Raw genomic sequence first — 16,477 nt, 5'->3', positions numbered from 1 at the left:
CGGTCCTCAGCTACGTCGGCGCCTACGGCCGCCGCACCATCTACCAGAACCAGGTGCAGGCCGGCTTCAGCTACAAGTTCGATCTCGCGCCGCCCCCGGCCCCGATCGTCGCAAAGTACTGAGCATTCACTCGGTTTTCCCCCACAAGGAGCAGTTCTCGACATGAAGAGACACTTCAAGCAGGGCGCTCTCGCGCTCGTCTTCTCCGGCGCGCTGTTTTGCGGCGCGGCGCAGGCCCAGGTGATGATCGACATGCGGCTCATCACCTGCGCGGACTTCCTCGCGATGTCGCCCGCCGACGCGGCGCTCTCGAGCGCCTGGCTCAGCGGCTGGTACAATCAGAAGATCGGCTCGACGACCGTCGACCTCGAAGCCTTCGAGCGCAACGTGAAGAACGTCAGCAAATGGTGCGCCTCCTATCCCAAGGAGACGGTCATGAGCGGTCTCGACCGCGCGACCGCTCCCAAGAAATAGCCCGCGCCACGCCAAGGAGATTCCCGTGAAAAAGACGATCGCCGCCGCCCTTTTCATTTTTACCGCGGCCCAGTCCGCGCAGGCGCAAGTCATGATCGACATGTCGGTCATCACCTGCGCGCAGCTTCTCGAACAGCCCGAAGCCAAGGCGCCCTTCGTCACCGCCTGGATGGCCGGCTACTTCGCGGCCACCCAAGACCGCTCGACGATCGACCTGCGCTACCTTGAGCGCAACATCAACGTCGCCACCGACTATTGTCGGGAGCACAAATCCGATACGCTGATGAGCGTGGTCCAGAAAACCGCGAAGTAAGCTTCGCGGCGATTTTCCCTTCGCCTCCGTAACCGGGGAGAAAGACGATGAAGAAGCTCGTTCCATTGGTTCTCGCCCTCGCCGTCGTGACGCTCGACCTCGCCGCCTCGACGCAGCCGGCCGACGCGGTGGTTTGCGCGCGCGGCGTCTATCGCGCCGGATGCGCCGGGCCGCGCGGGGCGGTGGTCACACATCGGCCGGTCTACGCGCCGCGCGGCGCTTACGTGCATCGCCGCTATTAAGGGACGACGCCGACGCGCCGCCCTTGCGGCGAGCGCGCCGGCGTTCACGGCTAAATGACGGGCGTCCTGATCGGCGCGCGGCGTTGATTTGCGCCGCTTCGCGCGACGCTCTTGGTGCGTCCGCAAATCCATTGTATGGTCGCGGCTGGCGTCTGGCCCGCGTCCCGCTTTTTTTTGCGATCCACGGGACGATTATTTTGCCCGCCTGGATAGCCATGTCTGATTTTTTTGAAGAAGGCGGCGTCGCACGCCGCGCCGGCAAGAGATCCATGTCCCTTCCCGACGTCCTCGCCGCCGCCCCGCCGGCTGTGGAGCGCGCGCCCATTTATCGGGCCGGGCTTGGACGAAGCGTTCCGCGCGGCTTCGTGCGGATCGGCGCCGCCATCGCCATACCCGACGTGTTGCGCGCGTTCAACGCGCGCCCCGAAGACGTCTGCGCGCGCGCCGGCGTTCCCAGCGCCCTCTTCGATCACCCGGACAACACCCTGCCGATGACCGCGCTCGGCCGGCTCGCCGCCTGTGGCGAGGAGGCTACAAGACGCAACGACTTCGGACTCATGGTGGCGGAGAGGGCCACGGCGTCAAATCTCGGCCTCGTCGGCTTCCTCATCAAGCAGGCGCCCAACGTCGGCGCGGCGCTCAAGGATCTCACTCGCTACCTGCACCACACCGACCGCGCCGCCGTCCCCCTTCTCGAGGTCAAGGGCGGCCTCGTCATGGTCGGCTATTCCGTCATCGAGCCAAACGTTCCGGCGCTCGATCTCATCTACGATGGGGCGATCGGCATCTATTACAATATATTGCGTGGATTGTGCGGGCCGGAATGGAACGCGCGCGACGTCGCCATCTCGCGCCGCCGGCCGGCCGCCGCGACGCGCTACGAACGGTTTTTCGGCGCTCCGGTCGCCTTCGACGCCGAGGCGACGACCATCGTCTTCGACGCCCGCTGGCTCGACACGCCGCTTCCCCACGCCGACGCCGCGTTGCGCAGCACCTTGCGCGAGCAGATCGAGTTGATCGAGACCGAAGAAGCGGGTCATTTCTCCGAGCAGGTTCGGCGGCTGCTCAGGACCGCCTTTCTGACCAGCGCCATCTCCATCGAGGAAATGGCCTGTGCGCTGCACGTCACCAAGCGCACGCTCATGCGCCGTCTCGGCGAGGAAGGCACGAGCTTTCGCCAGCTCTCTGCGGAAATTCAGTTCGAAATCGCCCGCCAGCTCATGGAGCATACCTCGATGAGCCTCACGCAGATCGCGCTGGCGCTGAAATATTCGGAGGCGAGCGCCTTCAGCCGCGCCTTCCACCAATGGTCGGGCATGTCGCCAAGCGATTGGCGCGGCCGACGCGAGCGGCGGCCGAAGACGCCGGCCGCCTGAGCAAGGCGACGCAACCGCCAGTTATCGGGCGCCGCGACGCGCCCGACGATAGCGAAATGACGGCGCGGCGACGCGCTTGACGATGACGAGAAGACGACGGCGCGCCCGTCAGCTCGCCAGCGTCACCGGCGGAATGGCCCAGGAGCCGTCGAGGATCGAGGGATCGCTCTCGTTCGGCCAATACATTCTGAGCATCAGCTTGAACGCGCCGGCGGGCGCCGGCAGCCAGTTGGATTCCTTATCCGGCCCGGGCGAGGCGCTCTGGATGTAGAGATCGACCGAGCCGTCGGGATTGGCCTTGAGGTTCTGCCGCGGGCTGATCGAATAGCGGTTGATCGGATTGACGACGAAGAAGAAATCCTTGTCGTACATGGTGAGCGACCAGAAACCGCGCGTCGGCGGCGTCTCGCCCTTCGGAAAGCGCATCACATAGGCGCTCGCGCCGTCATAGGCCTCGCCCTTCGCGTCCTTGAACGACGTCGGGTAGACGGCGTCCTGCGGACGGTTAGCGCCAAGGCCGATCGCCGTGACGAGGGCGCGCATGAGATAGTCTGTCCCGTAGAGCCCGGTCTTCAGCGTGTAGCCCCAGCCGTTTTCTTCCTTCATCGCCGGGTTGATCTTGAACTGCAGCATGATGCGGTCGAAGCCGATCTGCGGGATCCGCTTCGCGAAATCGGCCCTGAGCTTGCTCGCGTCGAAATCCTCGCCCGGAACGAGGCCGATGCGAGCGAATTTCGCGACATGCGGGGCGTCGGCCGCGGCGGGAGGATTCCTCTTCATGAGTTCGGCGAGCAGCGTGAAGAATTCAACGGCGCTCAACCGGTTGACCTGGTCGCGCACCGCCGTCTTCATGTCGATCGACGGATCGACCTTGCCGGGCGCCGGCGTATAGGGCTTGCCGTAGGCGCTGAGCGGGACCAGCGCGCATTGGTCCTGGATAGCGTGGACCGCCGCGTAGTCCGCCGGCGTTCCCGTGCAGTAGATGCGGCCGAGGATCCACACGATGTCGGTCGGCGCCTTCAGCTCCTCGACGCCGTCCGGCAACGCCCCCGACCAGCCGGGGCCGGTGATGGCGTAGGCCTGCGCGCCCGTCCCGGTCGTGCGTTTGCCCGGAACCTCGAAGACGTTGGTCCAGCCGTCGAGCATCGGGAACAGCGCGTAGCGGCCCTTGAGGTCCGGAATGGAGAACACCCACGGCTCCGCGCCGACATGAATGAAGGCGGTGGTGTAGAGCGTGTCGGCGTTCGGCGCCGTCACGTCGCGGAAAGAGGCGTCGGGATATTCGCGCAGCTTGATGAGCTGGCCCATAGGCCCGCGCGAGCCTTCGGGCTTGACGACGTTGGTCATGACGCGGCGGGTCATCTCCATGGTCACGAGCGGATAGCCGTAGACATAGGCGTCGGTGGCGAGAGCGAACTCCTCGATTCCCTCGAACGGCAGGAAGCCGTCCGCCAGCGCGCCGGCGCCCAGAACGCTCCCCGCCGCAGCCACAGAGCCGCTCGCGAGCATCGTCCGTCTCGTCAGCTTCATGTTTGGTCTCCCGTGCGCCGCGCGACGCGCCAAGCGTTGCCTCAGCAGGCCATAGTCGAATATTGAGAACGACGTTTATCAATTTCAGACAAGGGCGCCGAAAATGTCGCCGGGAGCGGAATTGGCCGCGCCGCAACTCGAATGGGACGCGGACGCCTATCAGCGCGCCTCCGTTCTCGCCGGCGTTCCGGCTCTGCTCGCCGAGTTCGGCGTTCCCGCGGAGCGTGCGCTCGACGGGCTTCCGCTCGATCCGTCCGTCTTCGCGGAGCCCGACCGTTATCTGCCCTTCGCGTGGGCGACCCGCATCCTCGGCAATTGCGCGGAGGCCTCGCGCCGCCCACATTTCGGCCTGCTGCTCGGCGCGCGGGCGAGCGCCCTGAACCTCGGCGCGCCCGGCCGCTGGCTCGCCGACGCCCCCGACCTTCTGACCGCGATCACCGGGTTCCAGTCGCTCCAGCCGACCAATTCGCGCGGGGCGGCCGTCTATCTTCGCCGCGCCGGCGAGGATTATATCCTCGGCTACGGCGTCTATGACCGAACCGCCGCGGCGGTCGAGCAGGCCTACGCCTACACATTGGCCCTGGCCTTCAACATCGTGCGCGAGCTGACCGGCGAGGCCGCGCGCCCGTCCGAGGTCATGTTCTCCTTCCGCCGCCCCGCCGACGCGTCGCATTACGCGGCCCTTTTCGGCGCGCCTGTCCGCTTCGACCAGTTCGAGAGCGGCCTCGTCTTGCCCGCCGCCGCCCTGAAGGCGCCGATCCCGGGCTCGAAAGTCGCCAATTTCGACTTCTGGCGCGCGAAGGCGCTCGAAATCGCGCCGCGCAGCGAGACGCCATGGACGGCGGAGGTCCGGCACGCGCTGCGTCCGCTCCTGCTTGGAGGCGCGATCTCCGCGCCTGCGGCGGCGGCGCTTCTGTCCATCGACGCGCGCACCCTTTCCCGGCGCCTCGCGGCGGAAGGGACGAGCTTTCGGCGGACCCTCGACGACGTGCGCCACGCCTTCGCCCGCGAGCTTCTCGCGATCACCGACCTCGAGATCGCAGACATCGCGCTCGCGCTCGCCTACGCGACCCATGGCGCGTTCGACGTCGCCTTTCGACGATGGTCGGGCGTCTCGCCGTCCGCATGGCGCGGCGCCAACCGGGCGGGCGCCGCGACGGCGCGTCAGTCCTCTCGGGCGGGACCCTGATCGGCGGCGCGCCCCGGAGCGCGAAGGAACGCCGGCGCGCAATAGCGGATGACGACGGCGATCGGCGCGCAGAAGGCCGCCCACGACAGCCAGAGCCACAAGCCGGCCCCGCCGATCAGCGCGGCGAGCAGCCCGACGAGGATGAGAAGGCCGAGCGCGATCGGCCAGCCCCAGACGCGTCCGTCAAGCTTCATTCGGCGGCGCTCGGAGCGAGCGCAGGCGCGGCGGGCACGGCGGCCGGAACGGCGCGGCGGCGGCGGCCGAACCACAGATAGAGACCGCTGCCGAGCACGACGATCGTCGCGAGGTCGAGGAGCGCCCAGACGACCTTCAGCGGCGCGCCGCCGTAGTCGCCGAAATGCAGCGGCCGCGACAGGTCGAGCGCGCGAAGATACCAGGGCGGCGGCGGCGCGGCGGCGAGCGCGCCGGTGCGGGCGTCGACCAGCACGGGAGAATAGAGGCGCGCGGTCAGCGGCGTCGCCCCCTTCGCCCAGAAGACGTAGTGATAGGGGCTGGCGTATTGCGAGCCGGGAAAGTCGACGCTCGAAATCTTCATGCCCGGAGCGGCCGCGGCGGCTGTCTGGTAGGCGCTTTCGGCGGAGACGATCTCGGCCGGCGAAGGCGGCGGCGCGCCTGCGGTCCATGCGGCGAGCCTCGGCTCGACCTCCGCGCTGCGCCAGAGCGCATAGAGCGGCGCCGCGAATTCGTTGAGCACTCCCGTGACGCCGAGCGCGAACGCCCAGACGAGCGTGACGGCGCCAAGGAGATTGTGCAGGTCGAGCCATTTCAGCCGGGAGGCGCGGTCGGCGCGAACCTCGCCGAACGACAGCCGGCGCATGAACGGCCCATAGAGCACGACGCCCGAGACGATCGCGGCGACGAACAGAGCGCCCATCAGCGCGAGGAACATTTCGCCGAAGAACCCGGCGAACAGGTCCGTATGCAGGCGCAGCATCACGCCCATGAAGGTCGTCGGCTCGCCGTCGACCGGGTCAGAGCGCTCGATGAGGTCGCCGCTGCGCAGGTCGAAGCGGGCGAGGCGCTCGACGCCGGGATCGGCCTTCAGCTCCGCGAAGGACGGCGCCGCGCGCACATAGGCTTGCGGCGCCTTGTCGTCGAGATAGATCGAGACGACGACATGGTTGCGGTACAGCATGCGGGTCTGCGCGGTCAATTCGTCGAGGCTGACGTTCGGCGTATCCTCCGGCATGTCGGCGAAGGAATAGGGCTCGAGCCAGCCCTCGATCTCGTCGGAGAAGATGAGCGGAAGCCCGCTCACGCAGATGACGAGCAGGAAAAGCGTCGAGATGAGGCTCGTCCATTTATGGACGAAGGCCCATCGCCTCAGTCTGGAGCTTGTCGGCATCGCGATCCTGCTGAACCTTGCGGACGGCGGGCGCCCGGCGCCCGCCCCATCCTCACCAGCGATAGCGCAGCGATCCGATGACCATGCGCGACTGCCCCCAGTAGCCGAACCCCGACTGCGAGATGGAATAGCGCGTGTTGAACAGGTTCGTCGCGTTGACCTGGAAGCGCAGCCCCTCGAGGCGCCTGTCGAGCTGGCCGAAATCATAATGGACGGCGGCGTCGAACAGCGTCACCGGCTGGTTGACGAAGCTGTTCTGGTCGTCGCCGTAGCTTTTGCCGAGGTAGCGCATGCCGAAGCCCGCGCCAAGCCCCGGCGCGAAGGAGCCCGGCTGCAGCGTGTAGTCGCCATAGGTCGAGAAGGTCTGGCTCGGTATGCCCGAAGGCACGTTGCCGACCGTTCCCGCGTCGCCGTCGATGATGCGCAGATGCAGCAGCGTGTAGGCGAGCGTGACGTCGAGGCCGGGCAGCGGATTCATTACCGCCTCGAGCTCGAAGCCCCTCGAGCCGATCTCGCCGGTCTGGATCTGGAACAGATCGTTGTTCGGGTCCGTGCTCAGCACGTTGTATTCATGGATGTCGAACAGCGAGGCGGTGATGATGCCCTTGAACGCGTCCGGCTGATATTTGACGCCGACCTCCTTCTGGTCGCCGTGGATCGGCTTGAACGCCTCGCCTTCCGCCGTGAAGCCCGCCGTCGGCGTGAAGGCGGTCGAATAGCTGACGTAGGGGGCGAGGCCGATTGGCGAGACATAGGTGAGGCCGACGCGGCCGGTCGCCGCCTGATCCTTCTGCGTCTGGTCGGTCTGGCCGACGAAATCCTGCGACTTGGTCAGCACCCAGTCGTTGCGTCCGCTCAGCGTCAGGACGAAGGGCCCGAAGCGCGCCTGGTCCTGCGCATAGACGCCGATGTCCTGCTGGAACTGCTCCGTGTAGCTGGAATAGACGGGGCTCGGGATGAACTGGCCGCCATACGCGGGCGGGATGGAGCCGATGAAGAGGTCCGGCGCGTCGCCGTAGCCGACCTTCTCGTTGAGCAGGGTGTTCGAGTAGTCGAACCCCAGCAGCACCTGATGGCTGACCGGCCCGGTCGCGAATTTGACATGAAGCTGGTTGTCGGCGCTTAGCGTGCCGAGGTGGTCGACGACGCGGCCCGTGACGCGGGAGGCGATCTGCGTCGCTGGATCGACGTCGGCGATGTCGACATATTTGCCGTCGGTGACGACGTGGTAATAGGCGACGTTCTGGCGGAAGGTGAAGGTCTCGTCGAACTTGTGCTCGAACTCGTAGCCGATGCGGAACTGCGTCTGCGCCAGCGTTCCGAAATTCGGGTCGCCGCTATAGAGTTTGGTCAGCTGTCCCGGCGCAGTCTGCCAATACGACGTGTTGGCGGTGGTGAGGATGTTGCCGTATTCGCTGAGGAAGGTGAAGGTGGTCGCCTCGTCGGGCTTGTAGGTTATGGCCGGGGCGATGATCTGGCGGTCGTCCGGCAGGCCGACGAATTGCGAGCCGGCGTCGCGGAACACGCCCGTCAGCCGGTAGGAGAAGACGCCGGCCGGGTCGATCGGGCCGCCGAGGTCGAAATTGCCCTGATAGCGCTGATAGCCGCCGAGGTTAAACTCGACCTCGCGGAACGGGGTGAGCGTCGGCCGCTTGCTGGTCATGTCGACGAGGCCGCCGAGCGGCGTCGCGCCGTAGAGGACCGAGGCCGGGCCCTTGAGGACGGTGACGTTCTGCAGCGCGTAGGGCTCGGTCTTGAACAGCGAGAAGCTCGATCCCGCCAGCCGCAGCCCGTCGCGAAACAGGCCGGTCGTCGTGACGTCGACGCCGCGAATGCTGAAGGAATCGAAGCGCGGATCATAGCCGAAATTGTTCTGCACGCCGGCGGTGTAGTCGAGCGCCTGGCTGAGCGTCTGGACGTTGCGCTCCTCGAGCTGCTTCTGGGTGATGACCGTGACGGCCTGCGGCGTCTCGATGAGCGGCGTGTCCGTCTTGGTGGCGGCCGAGGTCTCCGTCTGGACGAAGGCGCCGGACTGGCCGCCCGCCTGGTCCTGGCCGCCGCCCGCCGGCCCCTGAACGTCGACGGCCTCGAGCTCGACCGTGCCGGCGGCCGGCTCGGCGCGCGCGCCCTGCGCCGGCGCGAGCGCGCCGACGACAAGCGAACACGCAGCGGCCGCCAGGGCGAGCGGAGAAGCGGCCGCGCTCCAGCTTCTATCCATGTCGAAACGTTCCCTCTTTTCCCGGCCGTCGGCGGATATCTCCCCAACGACGGGACGAGCGGAGGGAACGGAGATTTACGTTTGATCCTGCGCAAACACGGACCTGTGGCGGATCGGCGACATTCAGGGGCGCGAAGGGTCTCGCTATTTGAGGCGAATGGCTCTATGTGGGCGCGCTGCGCCGCGCGCCCGACGGCGGTCGATCCAGATGAACGGCGTCGCCGGCCCGCAGCCTCAGGGCCGGGCCGCAGGAGCTGAGAAGGGCGGATGCGATGCGCGCGAAGCTTGTCCTTGCGATCGGCCTGCCGCTCGCCGTTCTGGCGGCGCTGGCGACGTTCTATTTCTGGTCGCCGAAAGCGCATCTGCGGATCGCCACGGGGCCGCAGGGCTCCGTCGCCTATCGCTTCATGGCGGCCTTCGCCGACATTGTGCAGCACGACCATCCGCGCGTGCGCGTCGAGCTTGCGCCCGTCGCCGACCTCGCCGCCGCGGCGAAGGCGATCGAGACGCGCGCGGCCCAGCTCGCCATCGTGCGCAGCGACGCGGCGGTCCCCTCGAACGGCGAAACCATCGCCATCCTGCGCCGCGACGCCGTAGCTTTCCTCACTCCGGCCAAATCGCCGGTCGATTCGATCGGCGCCCTTTCCGGGCGCACGGTCGCCATTCCCGCAGGTCCGCTCGAAGCCTTCGATTCTCAGACGCTCGACACGATCCTGAGCTATTTCGACGTGTCGTCCGCCTCGGTGAAGCGGATTTTCCTGCCGGCGGACAAGATCGGCGACGCCATCCGCGAGCATCGCGCCGCGGCGGCTTTCGCCATCGGGCCGATCGGACCGGGGCCGGTCGTCGACGTCGCGCGCTCGATGGCGCGCAAGGGCGAAGGCGCTCCGGTCCTGCTCGCCATCGACGAGGCGGACGCCATCAACCAGCGCTTTCCGGGCCTTGAATCGCTCGACGCCCCGGCCGGCGCGTTCCACGGTCGCCCCGCGGTCCCCTCGGACACGGTGACGACGCTCGCGCTCACCTATCGCCTCGTCGCCCCGGAAGTCATGCCCGACGCCGTCGCGGGCGCGATCGCCCGCTCGCTATTCCGCGCCAAGGGACGCCTTGAGGCGCTGACGCCCGCCGCGCGGCAGATCGAAGCGCCCGATCCCGACGCGAAGAATCCCGTGCTGCCCGTGCATCCGGGCGTCGCCTCCTATCTCAACGAAGGCGACCAGAGCTTCTTCGACGAAATCCAGCAATATTTTTACGTCGCCGGCGTCGGGCTGAGCGTGTTCGGCTCGTTCGCCGCGCTTCTCGTCGGCGTCCTCAACCGCCGCAAGTCGGGCGACGAGCGACGCCGGTTCGAGGCGGTGCTGCGCCTCGCCGACGCGGCGCTGGCGGCGCAGGACAAGGAGTTGCAGGGGCTCGAGGAGGAGCTCAAGGGAGCCGTCGGATGGTTCGTCAACGACGGACCGCCGGACGCCGCCAAGGCCGCCGCCTTCTCGATCGCCCTGAGCCAGGCCCGCCACGCGCTCGACAGGCGGCGCGAGGCGCTGCGCGCGACGTCGCAGGGCGCGGCCTGAGCCGGAGTCGTCCGGGGCCCGCCGCGCGGCGCGAGAGCGGTGGCGCGGCGGGACCGCGACGCGCTAAGCTCGGCGTCCATGCGGCGGGCTCCGCCGCAGACCAGCTGCGGTCGGGGGCCAGCGAAGATGGAAATTTCGTCGACGGACGAGCGCGCGCGGACGAACCCGCTCGAAAGGTTCGCCGCCCGCATGGTGGCGTTCGCCGAGCGCTGGTTTCCCGACGCCTACGTCTTCGTGCTCATCGCCGTGGCGGCGGTCGCGGCGGGCGCCATCCTCCACGGCGCCGCGCCGCTCGCCGTCAGCCGGGCGTTCGGCGACGGCTTCTGGAACCTCATTCCCTTCACCATGCAGATGGCCTTCGTCGCCATCGGCGGCTATGTCGTCGCCGTGTCGCCGCCCGCCGCGCGCCTCCTGCGCCGCCTCGCCGAACTGCCGAGGACCGCGCGCGGCGCGACCGCCTTCATCGGCGTGCTCGCCATCCTTCTGTCGCTGGTCAACTGGGGCCTCAGCCTGATCTTCTCCGGCCTGCTCGTGAAGGCGATCGCGCGCCGCCCCGAGCTGCGGCTCGACTATCGCGCGGCGGGGGCCGCCGCCTATCTCGGCCTCGGCTGCGGCTTCACGCTCGGCGTCTCCTCGTCGGCGGCGCAGCTTCAGGCCAACGCCGCCTCGATCCCGCCGAGCCTTTTGCCCATCACTGGCGTGATCGGCTTCGACGAGACGATCCTCACCTGGCAGAACGGCGTGACGCTCGCCGTCGTGCTCGCCCTGTCGGCGGCGATCTGCTACTTCACCGCCCCCGCCGAGAGCGCGCGCAAGACCGCGCAGGAGCTTGGCGTCGCCCTCGACGAGGAGGCGCCGGCCGAGGCGCCGCGCCCGACGCGGCCGGGCGACTTCCTCGAGCATTCGCCCATCCTCACCATCGTCGTCGTCGTCCTCGCGCTCGGCTGGCTCTTCCTGACCTTCTCCTCGGGCAATCCGCTCATCACCCTGTCCGGCCTCAACACCTATAATTTCGTCATCCTGATGCTCGGCGTCCTCCTGCACTGGCGCCCGCGCAGCCTGCTCAAGGCGTTCTCGAACGCCATGCCGAGCGCGGCGGGCGTCATGCTGCAGTTTCCCTTCTACGCCGGCATAGCGCAGATCCTGACCAAGGCGCAGAACGGCGCCGGCCACACCCTGTCCGACGCGATCGCCCACTGGTTCGTCGGCGCCTCGGGCGGCGAGACGAGCTTCTCCTTCGTCGTCGGACTCTATTCGGCGCTTCTCGGCTTCTTCATCCCGTCGGCCGGCGGCAAATGGGTGATCGAGGCGCCCTATGTGATGAAGGCGGCCAATGAGGTCGGCGCCCATCTCGGCTGGACGGTGATGGTCTACAACATCGCCGAGACGCTGCCGAACCTCATTAACCCGTTCTGGATGCTGCCGCTGCTCGGCGTGCTCGGCCTCAAGTCGAAGGACCTCGTCGGCTACACGTCCGTCCAGTTCCTGTTCCATTTCCCGATCGTGCTGACGCTGGCCGCGGCGCTGATGGCGACGTTCGTCCACCATCCGCCGGTCATGCCGTAAGGCGCGGCCTCATTTCGTCGTGTAGCCGCCGTTCACCAGAATGGTCTGGCCGGTCATCCACCATCCGTCCGAGACGAGAAAGCGGATCCACGGCGCGATGTCCTCGACGTCGGTGAGGCCGGTCTTCGAGAAGGGCGAAAGCGCCGCCGCCGTCCTGTGGTAGGCGACGGCGTCCGCGCCCTCGGCCGGATAGAAGAAGGGCGTGTCCATCGGGCCGGGCCCGACCGCCGTGACCGAGATTCCCCGCGCGCCGAATTCTTTCGAGGCCGCCCGCGTATAGTGCTCGACCGGCGCCTTGGTTCCGGCGTAAGCCGCGTAGAAAGGCGTATAGGCGCCGAGCAGCGACGTCACCACGGTGCAGATCTTGCCGTTGTCGTTGAGGCGCGCGCCGGCCTCCTTGATGAAGAAGAACGCGGCCTTCGAGTTGATCGCGCTCATCTCGTCGAACTCGGCCTAGCCGATCTCGGCGATCGGCTTCTTCAGCACCTTGCCGACCGTGTTGACGGCGATGTCGGGCCTGCCCGCCGCGGCGACGACCGCGTCGAACAGACGCTCCATGGCGCGCGCGCTCGTAAGGTCGCCCTGGAAGGCGAAGCCCTGCGCCCCCGCCGCCCTGATCGCCGCGACGGTCTCGTCCGCGGCCTGCTTCGACGCGGCGCTGTTGTAATGAATGGCGACGGCCCTCGCGCCTTGCGCGGCGAGATCGCGGGCGATGAGCCCGCCGAGGTTCTTGGCGCCGCCCGCGACGATCGCGGTCTTGCCCCTGATGCTGTGGTCGGTCATGTCCGCGTCTCCGTCCTGCCGCGGTCCGACGCCCGGGCCCGCGTTGGCGGCCAGAATAACGTCTGGAATTCACGCACAAAGCAGGCCATTCTGACATCATCTGTCAGCTGTGGCGGACAATCGCCTGGCCCCAATGGATCGTATCGAACGCTTCCGCATCTTCGCGCGCGTCGTCGAATGCGCGAGCTTCACCCGCGCCGCCGCCACGCTCGGCCTGCCGCGCTCCTCCGTCTCGGCCGCCGTCGCCGACCTCGAGGCCGGCCTCGGCGCCCGTCTCCTCAACCGCACCACGCGAAAGGTGTCGACGACGCAGGAGGGCGAGGCGTTCTACGAACGCTGCCTTCGCCTTCTCGCCGACGTCGAGGAGGTCGAGAACCTGTTCCGCCACGACGGCGCCGGCGTCGCGGGCCGGTTGCGCGTCGACGTGCCCGGCCGCATCGGCCGTCTCGTGATCGCGCCCGCGCTCCCCGAGCTCCTCGCGCGCCATCCCGCGCTCGACGTCGATCTCGGCGTGACCGACCGGGCCGTGAACCTCGTCGAGGACCGGGTCGACTGCGTGCTGCGCGTCGGCCCGATCGAGGATTCGAGCCTCGTCGGCCGCAGGCTCGGCGAACTCGGCCTCGTCAACGTCGCAAGCCCCGCCTATCTCGCGCAGCGCGGCGTCCCACGCTCGCCGGACGATCTTTCGGGCCATCTCGCGGTCAACTACGCCTCGCCGTCGAGCGGGCGCGTCGAAGACTTCGAATGGGTGGAGGGCGGCGAGCGCCGCGCGCTCGCGATGCGCGCGCGGGTGACGGTCAACAGCGCCGAAGCCTATATCGCCTGCGCGCTCGCCGGCCTCGGGCTGATCCAGATTCCGGCCTATGACGTGCGCGGCCATATCGCCTCCGGCGAATTAAGGGAGGTGATGCCGGACCATCGCGCGGCGCCGCTGCCGATGAGCCTCCTGCGCCTGCGCAGCCGGCGTTTCTCGCGCCGGCTCGAGGTGTTCGCGGACTGGCTCGAGGCCGTGGTCAGGCGCGACCTGACGTCCTCAGCCCACGCCTGAAGGGCGCAGAAGGCGGCGCCGCCGGACATTTGACATGGCGCGCCGTCGATTTGACCCAAAGCGCCGCGCCGGGGCCGATCCAGCGACGCCGGCGAAGGATCGTGGCGGCGCTGACGCGCGCCCTTTCGCCGCATGTCGCCGGCTCCGCCAAACGGACGGATGCGCCGCTCCGCCCCATCGAGGCGCGCGATCGAAGCGTCTGGATGGCGATCCGCCCTTGGAACGAACAAACAGAATATAATTAGAATAATTGTATATTTAGCCCATCAGCAAGCTATTCGAGAGCTATTCTATTGTTCCTGTAACTATTGACCGACGCTCATTTCCTAAGATAACGCTAAGTCGATAGTCATCTCGACAACAGATATCGGCTTTGAGCCCTGACGAGTCCTTGCGCCGGTCAACGCCGCGCGTGGCTGCTTCGATTTGGATACGGAAGATCGGCATGTCGACGGGAAGGCCACCGGAGCAGAGCGAAATTCTTTTGCGCACGCTCGTCGCGTCCCGCAAATATCTGGTCGATTGCGCCAACCGGATCGTCAAATGCCCGTCCCGCGCCGAGGACGTGGTGCAGGACGCCGCGCTCAAGATCTGCCAGGCCGACCAGCCCGACGAGGTGCGCAATCCGAAGAGCTACCTCTGCCAGATGGTGCGCAACCTCGCGATCGACGCGGTGCGCCGCAACGCGCGCGCCGCGCAGGCGGGCGACGAGGAAAGCGTCGAGAACCTTCCCGCCCCCTGCGCCTGCCCGCTGCGCCGGATGGAGAGCGGCCAGTCGCTGCACGCGATCTCCGCCGCGCTCGCCGCGCAGCCGCCGCGCATGAGCCGCGCCTTCCTGCGCCATCGCGTCGACGGCGTTCCGCAGAAGCAGCTCGCCGCCGAGATCGGCGTCTCGCCGACGCTCGTCAACTTCATGATCCGCGACGCCACGCTGATCTGCCGCCGCGCCGTCGAGGAGCTCGACGCCTGAGCGCTTGGACCTGAGACGGGGAGAAGACCCGGCGGCCTGCTCACGCGCCGCAGCTTTCGCGGGCCGGCGCGACGATCTCGACGACCGCGCCGTTCTCGAGCTTCACGCAGCGGTCGGCGAGGTGGAAATAGCGGTCGTCGTGCGAGATCGCCAGCACCGCCTTGCCGCGCGCCCTGAGCTCGGGCAGCAGGGTTCGGTAGAACACGTCGCGGAACTCAGGGTCCTGGTCGGCCGCCCATTCGTCGAAGACATAGATCGGCCGGTCCTCGAGATAGGCGATGACCAGCGCGAGGCGCTTGCGCTGGCCCTGCGAGAGCGCGCGCGTCGAGAGCCGCCCGTTCTCGACGCTGACCTTGCTTGCGAGCCGCAGCCTGGCGATGAGCGCGTTGGCGCGCTCGTCGAGCGTTTCGTCGGGCTCTCCATCGTCTCGCAGGTCGAGGCCGTCGATCGTCGGGAAGAGATGGAAATCGGAGAAGACCGCCGAAAACAGGGCGCGCTGGCGGCTGCGGTCGTCGTCGCCGACCGGCTCGCCGTCGATCTCGATCCGGCCGCCTTCGGGCGGATAAAGGCCCGTCAGCACCTTGGCGAGCGTCGTCTTGCCGCTGCCGTTGCCGCCGATCAGCATCACGACCTCGCCGGGGGCGAGGTCGAGGTCGATCGGGCCGAGGGTGAAGACGCCGTCCTCCGCCTCGCGGAAATAGCGATGGCCGACGCCCTTGAGGCTGAGCCGCCGGAAGCTTGGACGGCCGGGCCCTGCGACCGGCTCGGCGTCGCCCGCGTCGGCGAGCACGCGGTCTATGCGCTCCATCGAGACGCGCGCCTGCTGCATATGCGGCAGCGTCGCGAGCAGCGAGTCGAGCGGCATCATCAGATAGAGGAAGACGATGGTCGAGCCCGCCGCCGCCTCGCCCGTCGCGAAGGTCAGCGCGCCGACGAGGCCGTAGACGAGCGCCATCGCGACGCTCGAGGCGAGCACGTAGACGCGCAGGCCGCGCAGCCGCAATCGGCGCACGTCCTCGACGCTGGCGGCGAGCGAGCGCTCGAGGAAGGCGCCGGCTCGCCCCTCGTTGAGCTTCAGCTCCTTGGCGCCGAGAAAGAGTCCCTCGAGATGGCCGAACAACTCGTCCTGCGCCTTTCCTGCGGCGTCGAGGTCGTTCAAGGCGCGCAGATTGCCGAGGTGGAAGATCGCCGAGCCCGCGAGCGTCACGAGCAGGGCGAGGATGAAGGAGGTCCAGGACAGCCAGGCGAGATAGAGAAGGCAGCCGGCGACCATCACCGCGTTCATGACGATATGCGGCGCGGCGACGAGGAATTCGGCGATCTTGCCCGCGTCGTCGGCGATCACCGACTGCACCCGCGCCGCGCCGAGCGCCTCGATGCGGCGATAGGGAGCGGCGAGGATGCGGCGCGCCATCTGCGTGCGCACGTCGAGCAGCGCGCCCTCGCCGAGCCGCGCGAACATCATGCCGCTCGCGATCCGCGCCGCGACGGCGACGAGCGCCGCCGCGCAAAAACCCGCCGCCAGCGCGACCGTCTCATGGACGCCGCCGATCGCCGCATTGACGAACGCCACCATGGCGACGCCCGCCGCGCCGCCCGCCACGCAGACGGCGAGGGCGAGGGCGAGCTCGCCTTGCGGCCGACGCCGCAGCACGCGCGCCAGCGGATGTTCGACGATTGCGCGCGCGAAACCGGCCACCCGGCGTTCCTCTCAATTCTCGGCCCACGAGGTTGAGACGATACGGGCTGTTGCAGATTTAGCGCGCCGGCGCCGGGAGCTCTAAATTTTCTCTTCGACCCCGCGTCTAGGGTCCAGAGCGGCTTTCGCGCCGCA

Annotated in this window: 14 protein-coding genes and 1 pseudogene; 9 read left to right on the top strand and 6 right to left on the bottom strand. The window is 68.0% G+C overall.

The window, feature by feature from the left end; translation table 11 throughout:
* The first annotated feature begins 162 nt into the window (after positions 1 to 162).
* From ACE3OG_RS13415 to ACE3OG_RS13400, 4 genes are all read left to right on the top strand, one after another.
* On the top strand, positions 163 to 474 hold the full coding sequence (locus tag ACE3OG_RS13415) for an HdeA/HdeB family chaperone (protein ID WP_374309455.1): 312 nt from the start codon (positions 163 to 165) through the stop codon (positions 472 to 474).
* A gap of 25 nt (positions 475 to 499) precedes the next feature.
* The gene (locus ACE3OG_RS13410) at positions 500 to 787 is read left to right on the top strand and encodes an HdeA/HdeB family chaperone (protein ID WP_374309453.1); all 288 of its coding nucleotides are present in this window, start codon (positions 500 to 502) and stop codon (positions 785 to 787) included.
* 47 nt (positions 788 to 834) lie between these two features.
* Complete coding sequence (locus ACE3OG_RS13405) at positions 835 to 1,029, top strand: hypothetical protein (RefSeq protein WP_374309451.1); 195 nt, start codon at positions 835 to 837, stop codon at positions 1,027 to 1,029.
* Positions 1,030 to 1,298: 269 nt separating this feature from the next.
* Positions 1,299 to 2,405: an AraC family transcriptional regulator gene (locus ACE3OG_RS13400; protein WP_374309449.1), complete on the top strand. Its 1,107-nt coding sequence runs from the start codon at positions 1,299 to 1,301 to the stop codon at positions 2,403 to 2,405.
* A 108-nt stretch (positions 2,406 to 2,513) separates the two neighbouring features.
* On the opposite strand, the gene ACE3OG_RS13395 is transcribed toward ACE3OG_RS13400, so the two are convergent.
* Positions 2,514 to 3,935: a DUF1254 domain-containing protein gene (locus ACE3OG_RS13395; RefSeq protein ID WP_374309447.1), complete on the bottom strand. Its 1,422-nt coding sequence runs from the start codon at positions 3,933 to 3,935 to the stop codon at positions 2,514 to 2,516.
* A 121-nt stretch (positions 3,936 to 4,056) separates the two neighbouring features.
* Between ACE3OG_RS13395 and ACE3OG_RS13390 the strand changes: the two genes are divergently transcribed.
* Complete coding sequence (locus tag ACE3OG_RS13390; protein WP_374309445.1) at positions 4,057 to 5,124, top strand: AraC family transcriptional regulator ligand-binding domain-containing protein; 1,068 nt, start codon at positions 4,057 to 4,059, stop codon at positions 5,122 to 5,124.
* Here ACE3OG_RS13390 and ACE3OG_RS13385 read toward each other — a convergent pair.
* From ACE3OG_RS13385 to ACE3OG_RS13375, 3 genes are read right to left on the bottom strand one after another with little or no spacing between them, the layout of a single operon-like run.
* On the bottom strand, positions 5,100 to 5,318 hold the full coding sequence (locus tag ACE3OG_RS13385; protein WP_374309443.1) for a hypothetical protein: 219 nt from the start codon (positions 5,316 to 5,318) through the stop codon (positions 5,100 to 5,102). The two genes, ACE3OG_RS13390 and ACE3OG_RS13385, sit on opposite strands and share 25 nt — an antisense overlap.
* Complete coding sequence (locus tag ACE3OG_RS13380; RefSeq protein ID WP_374309441.1) at positions 5,315 to 6,490, bottom strand: PepSY-associated TM helix domain-containing protein; 1,176 nt, start codon at positions 6,488 to 6,490, stop codon at positions 5,315 to 5,317. Before ACE3OG_RS13380 ends, ACE3OG_RS13385 begins: the two co-directional genes overlap by 4 nt.
* A 52-nt stretch (positions 6,491 to 6,542) precedes the next feature.
* Positions 6,543 to 8,708, bottom strand: coding sequence for a TonB-dependent siderophore receptor (locus ACE3OG_RS13375; RefSeq protein ID WP_374309439.1), 2,166 nt, complete (start codon positions 8,706 to 8,708; stop codon positions 6,543 to 6,545).
* Between the two features lie 272 nt (positions 8,709 to 8,980).
* Between ACE3OG_RS13375 and ACE3OG_RS13370 the strand changes: the two genes are divergently transcribed.
* Complete coding sequence (locus ACE3OG_RS13370) at positions 8,981 to 10,276, top strand: TAXI family TRAP transporter solute-binding subunit (protein ID WP_374309437.1); 1,296 nt, start codon at positions 8,981 to 8,983, stop codon at positions 10,274 to 10,276.
* Between the two features lie 126 nt (positions 10,277 to 10,402).
* A complete protein-coding gene (locus ACE3OG_RS13365; protein WP_374309435.1) occupies positions 10,403 to 11,842 on the top strand; it encodes a short-chain fatty acid transporter in 1,440 nt (479 codons plus the stop codon).
* A gap of 9 nt (positions 11,843 to 11,851) precedes the next feature.
* On the opposite strand, the pseudogene ACE3OG_RS13360 reads toward ACE3OG_RS13365, so the two are convergent.
* Positions 11,852 to 12,625 (bottom strand): annotated as a pseudogene (locus ACE3OG_RS13360) (SDR family oxidoreductase).
* Between the two features lie 133 nt (positions 12,626 to 12,758).
* Between ACE3OG_RS13360 and ACE3OG_RS13355 the strand changes: the two are divergent.
* Together ACE3OG_RS13355 and ACE3OG_RS13350 are read left to right on the top strand one after the other, a co-directional pair.
* Positions 12,759 to 13,673, top strand: coding sequence for a LysR family transcriptional regulator (locus tag ACE3OG_RS13355; RefSeq protein ID WP_374309433.1), 915 nt, complete (start codon positions 12,759 to 12,761; stop codon positions 13,671 to 13,673).
* A 445-nt stretch (positions 13,674 to 14,118) separates the two neighbouring features.
* Entirely contained in the window at positions 14,119 to 14,643 is a 525-nt protein-coding gene (locus ACE3OG_RS13350; RefSeq protein ID WP_374309431.1) for a sigma-70 family RNA polymerase sigma factor, read from the top strand.
* Positions 14,644 to 14,683: 40 nt separating this feature from the next.
* Here the strand turns inward: ACE3OG_RS13350 and ACE3OG_RS13345 are convergent, their stop codons facing one another.
* Positions 14,684 to 16,342, bottom strand: a complete 1,659-nt coding sequence (locus ACE3OG_RS13345) for a cyclic peptide export ABC transporter (RefSeq protein WP_374309429.1) — start codon at positions 16,340 to 16,342, stop codon at positions 14,684 to 14,686.
* Positions 16,343 to 16,477: the final 135 nt, after the last annotated feature.

Source organism: Methylocella sp. (assembly GCF_041905455.1).
Classification (GTDB): domain Bacteria; phylum Pseudomonadota; class Alphaproteobacteria; order Rhizobiales; family Beijerinckiaceae; genus Methylocapsa.
This window is presented reverse-complemented; position numbering and strand designations above follow the sequence as displayed.

What these genes read in the sequence shown, in the direction of transcription:
- ACE3OG_RS13415 (WP_374309455.1), top strand. Translation starts at nt 163, where the DNA reads ATGAAGAGACACTTCAAGCAGGGCGCTCTCGCGCTCGTCTTCTCCGGC.
- ACE3OG_RS13405 (WP_374309451.1), top strand. Translation starts at nt 835, where the DNA reads ATGAAGAAGCTCGTTCCATTGGTTCTCGCCCTCGCCGTCGTGACGCTC.
- ACE3OG_RS13400 (WP_374309449.1), top strand. Translation starts at nt 1,299, where the DNA reads ATGTCCCTTCCCGACGTCCTCGCCGCCGCCCCGCCGGCTGTGGAGCGC.
- ACE3OG_RS13395 (WP_374309447.1), bottom strand. Translation starts at nt 3,935, where the DNA reads ATGAAGCTGACGAGACGGACGATGCTCGCGAGCGGCTCTGTGGCTGCG.
- ACE3OG_RS13385 (WP_374309443.1), bottom strand. Translation starts at nt 5,318, where the DNA reads ATGAAGCTTGACGGACGCGTCTGGGGCTGGCCGATCGCGCTCGGCCTT.
- ACE3OG_RS13380 (WP_374309441.1), bottom strand. Translation starts at nt 6,490, where the DNA reads ATGCCGACAAGCTCCAGACTGAGGCGATGGGCCTTCGTCCATAAATGG.
- ACE3OG_RS13375 (WP_374309439.1), bottom strand. Translation starts at nt 8,708, where the DNA reads ATGGATAGAAGCTGGAGCGCGGCCGCTTCTCCGCTCGCCCTGGCGGCC.
- ACE3OG_RS13370 (WP_374309437.1), top strand. Translation starts at nt 8,981, where the DNA reads ATGCGCGCGAAGCTTGTCCTTGCGATCGGCCTGCCGCTCGCCGTTCTG.
- ACE3OG_RS13365 (WP_374309435.1), top strand. Translation starts at nt 10,403, where the DNA reads ATGGAAATTTCGTCGACGGACGAGCGCGCGCGGACGAACCCGCTCGAA.
- ACE3OG_RS13355 (WP_374309433.1), top strand. Translation starts at nt 12,759, where the DNA reads ATGGATCGTATCGAACGCTTCCGCATCTTCGCGCGCGTCGTCGAATGC.
- ACE3OG_RS13350 (WP_374309431.1), top strand. Translation starts at nt 14,119, where the DNA reads ATGTCGACGGGAAGGCCACCGGAGCAGAGCGAAATTCTTTTGCGCACG.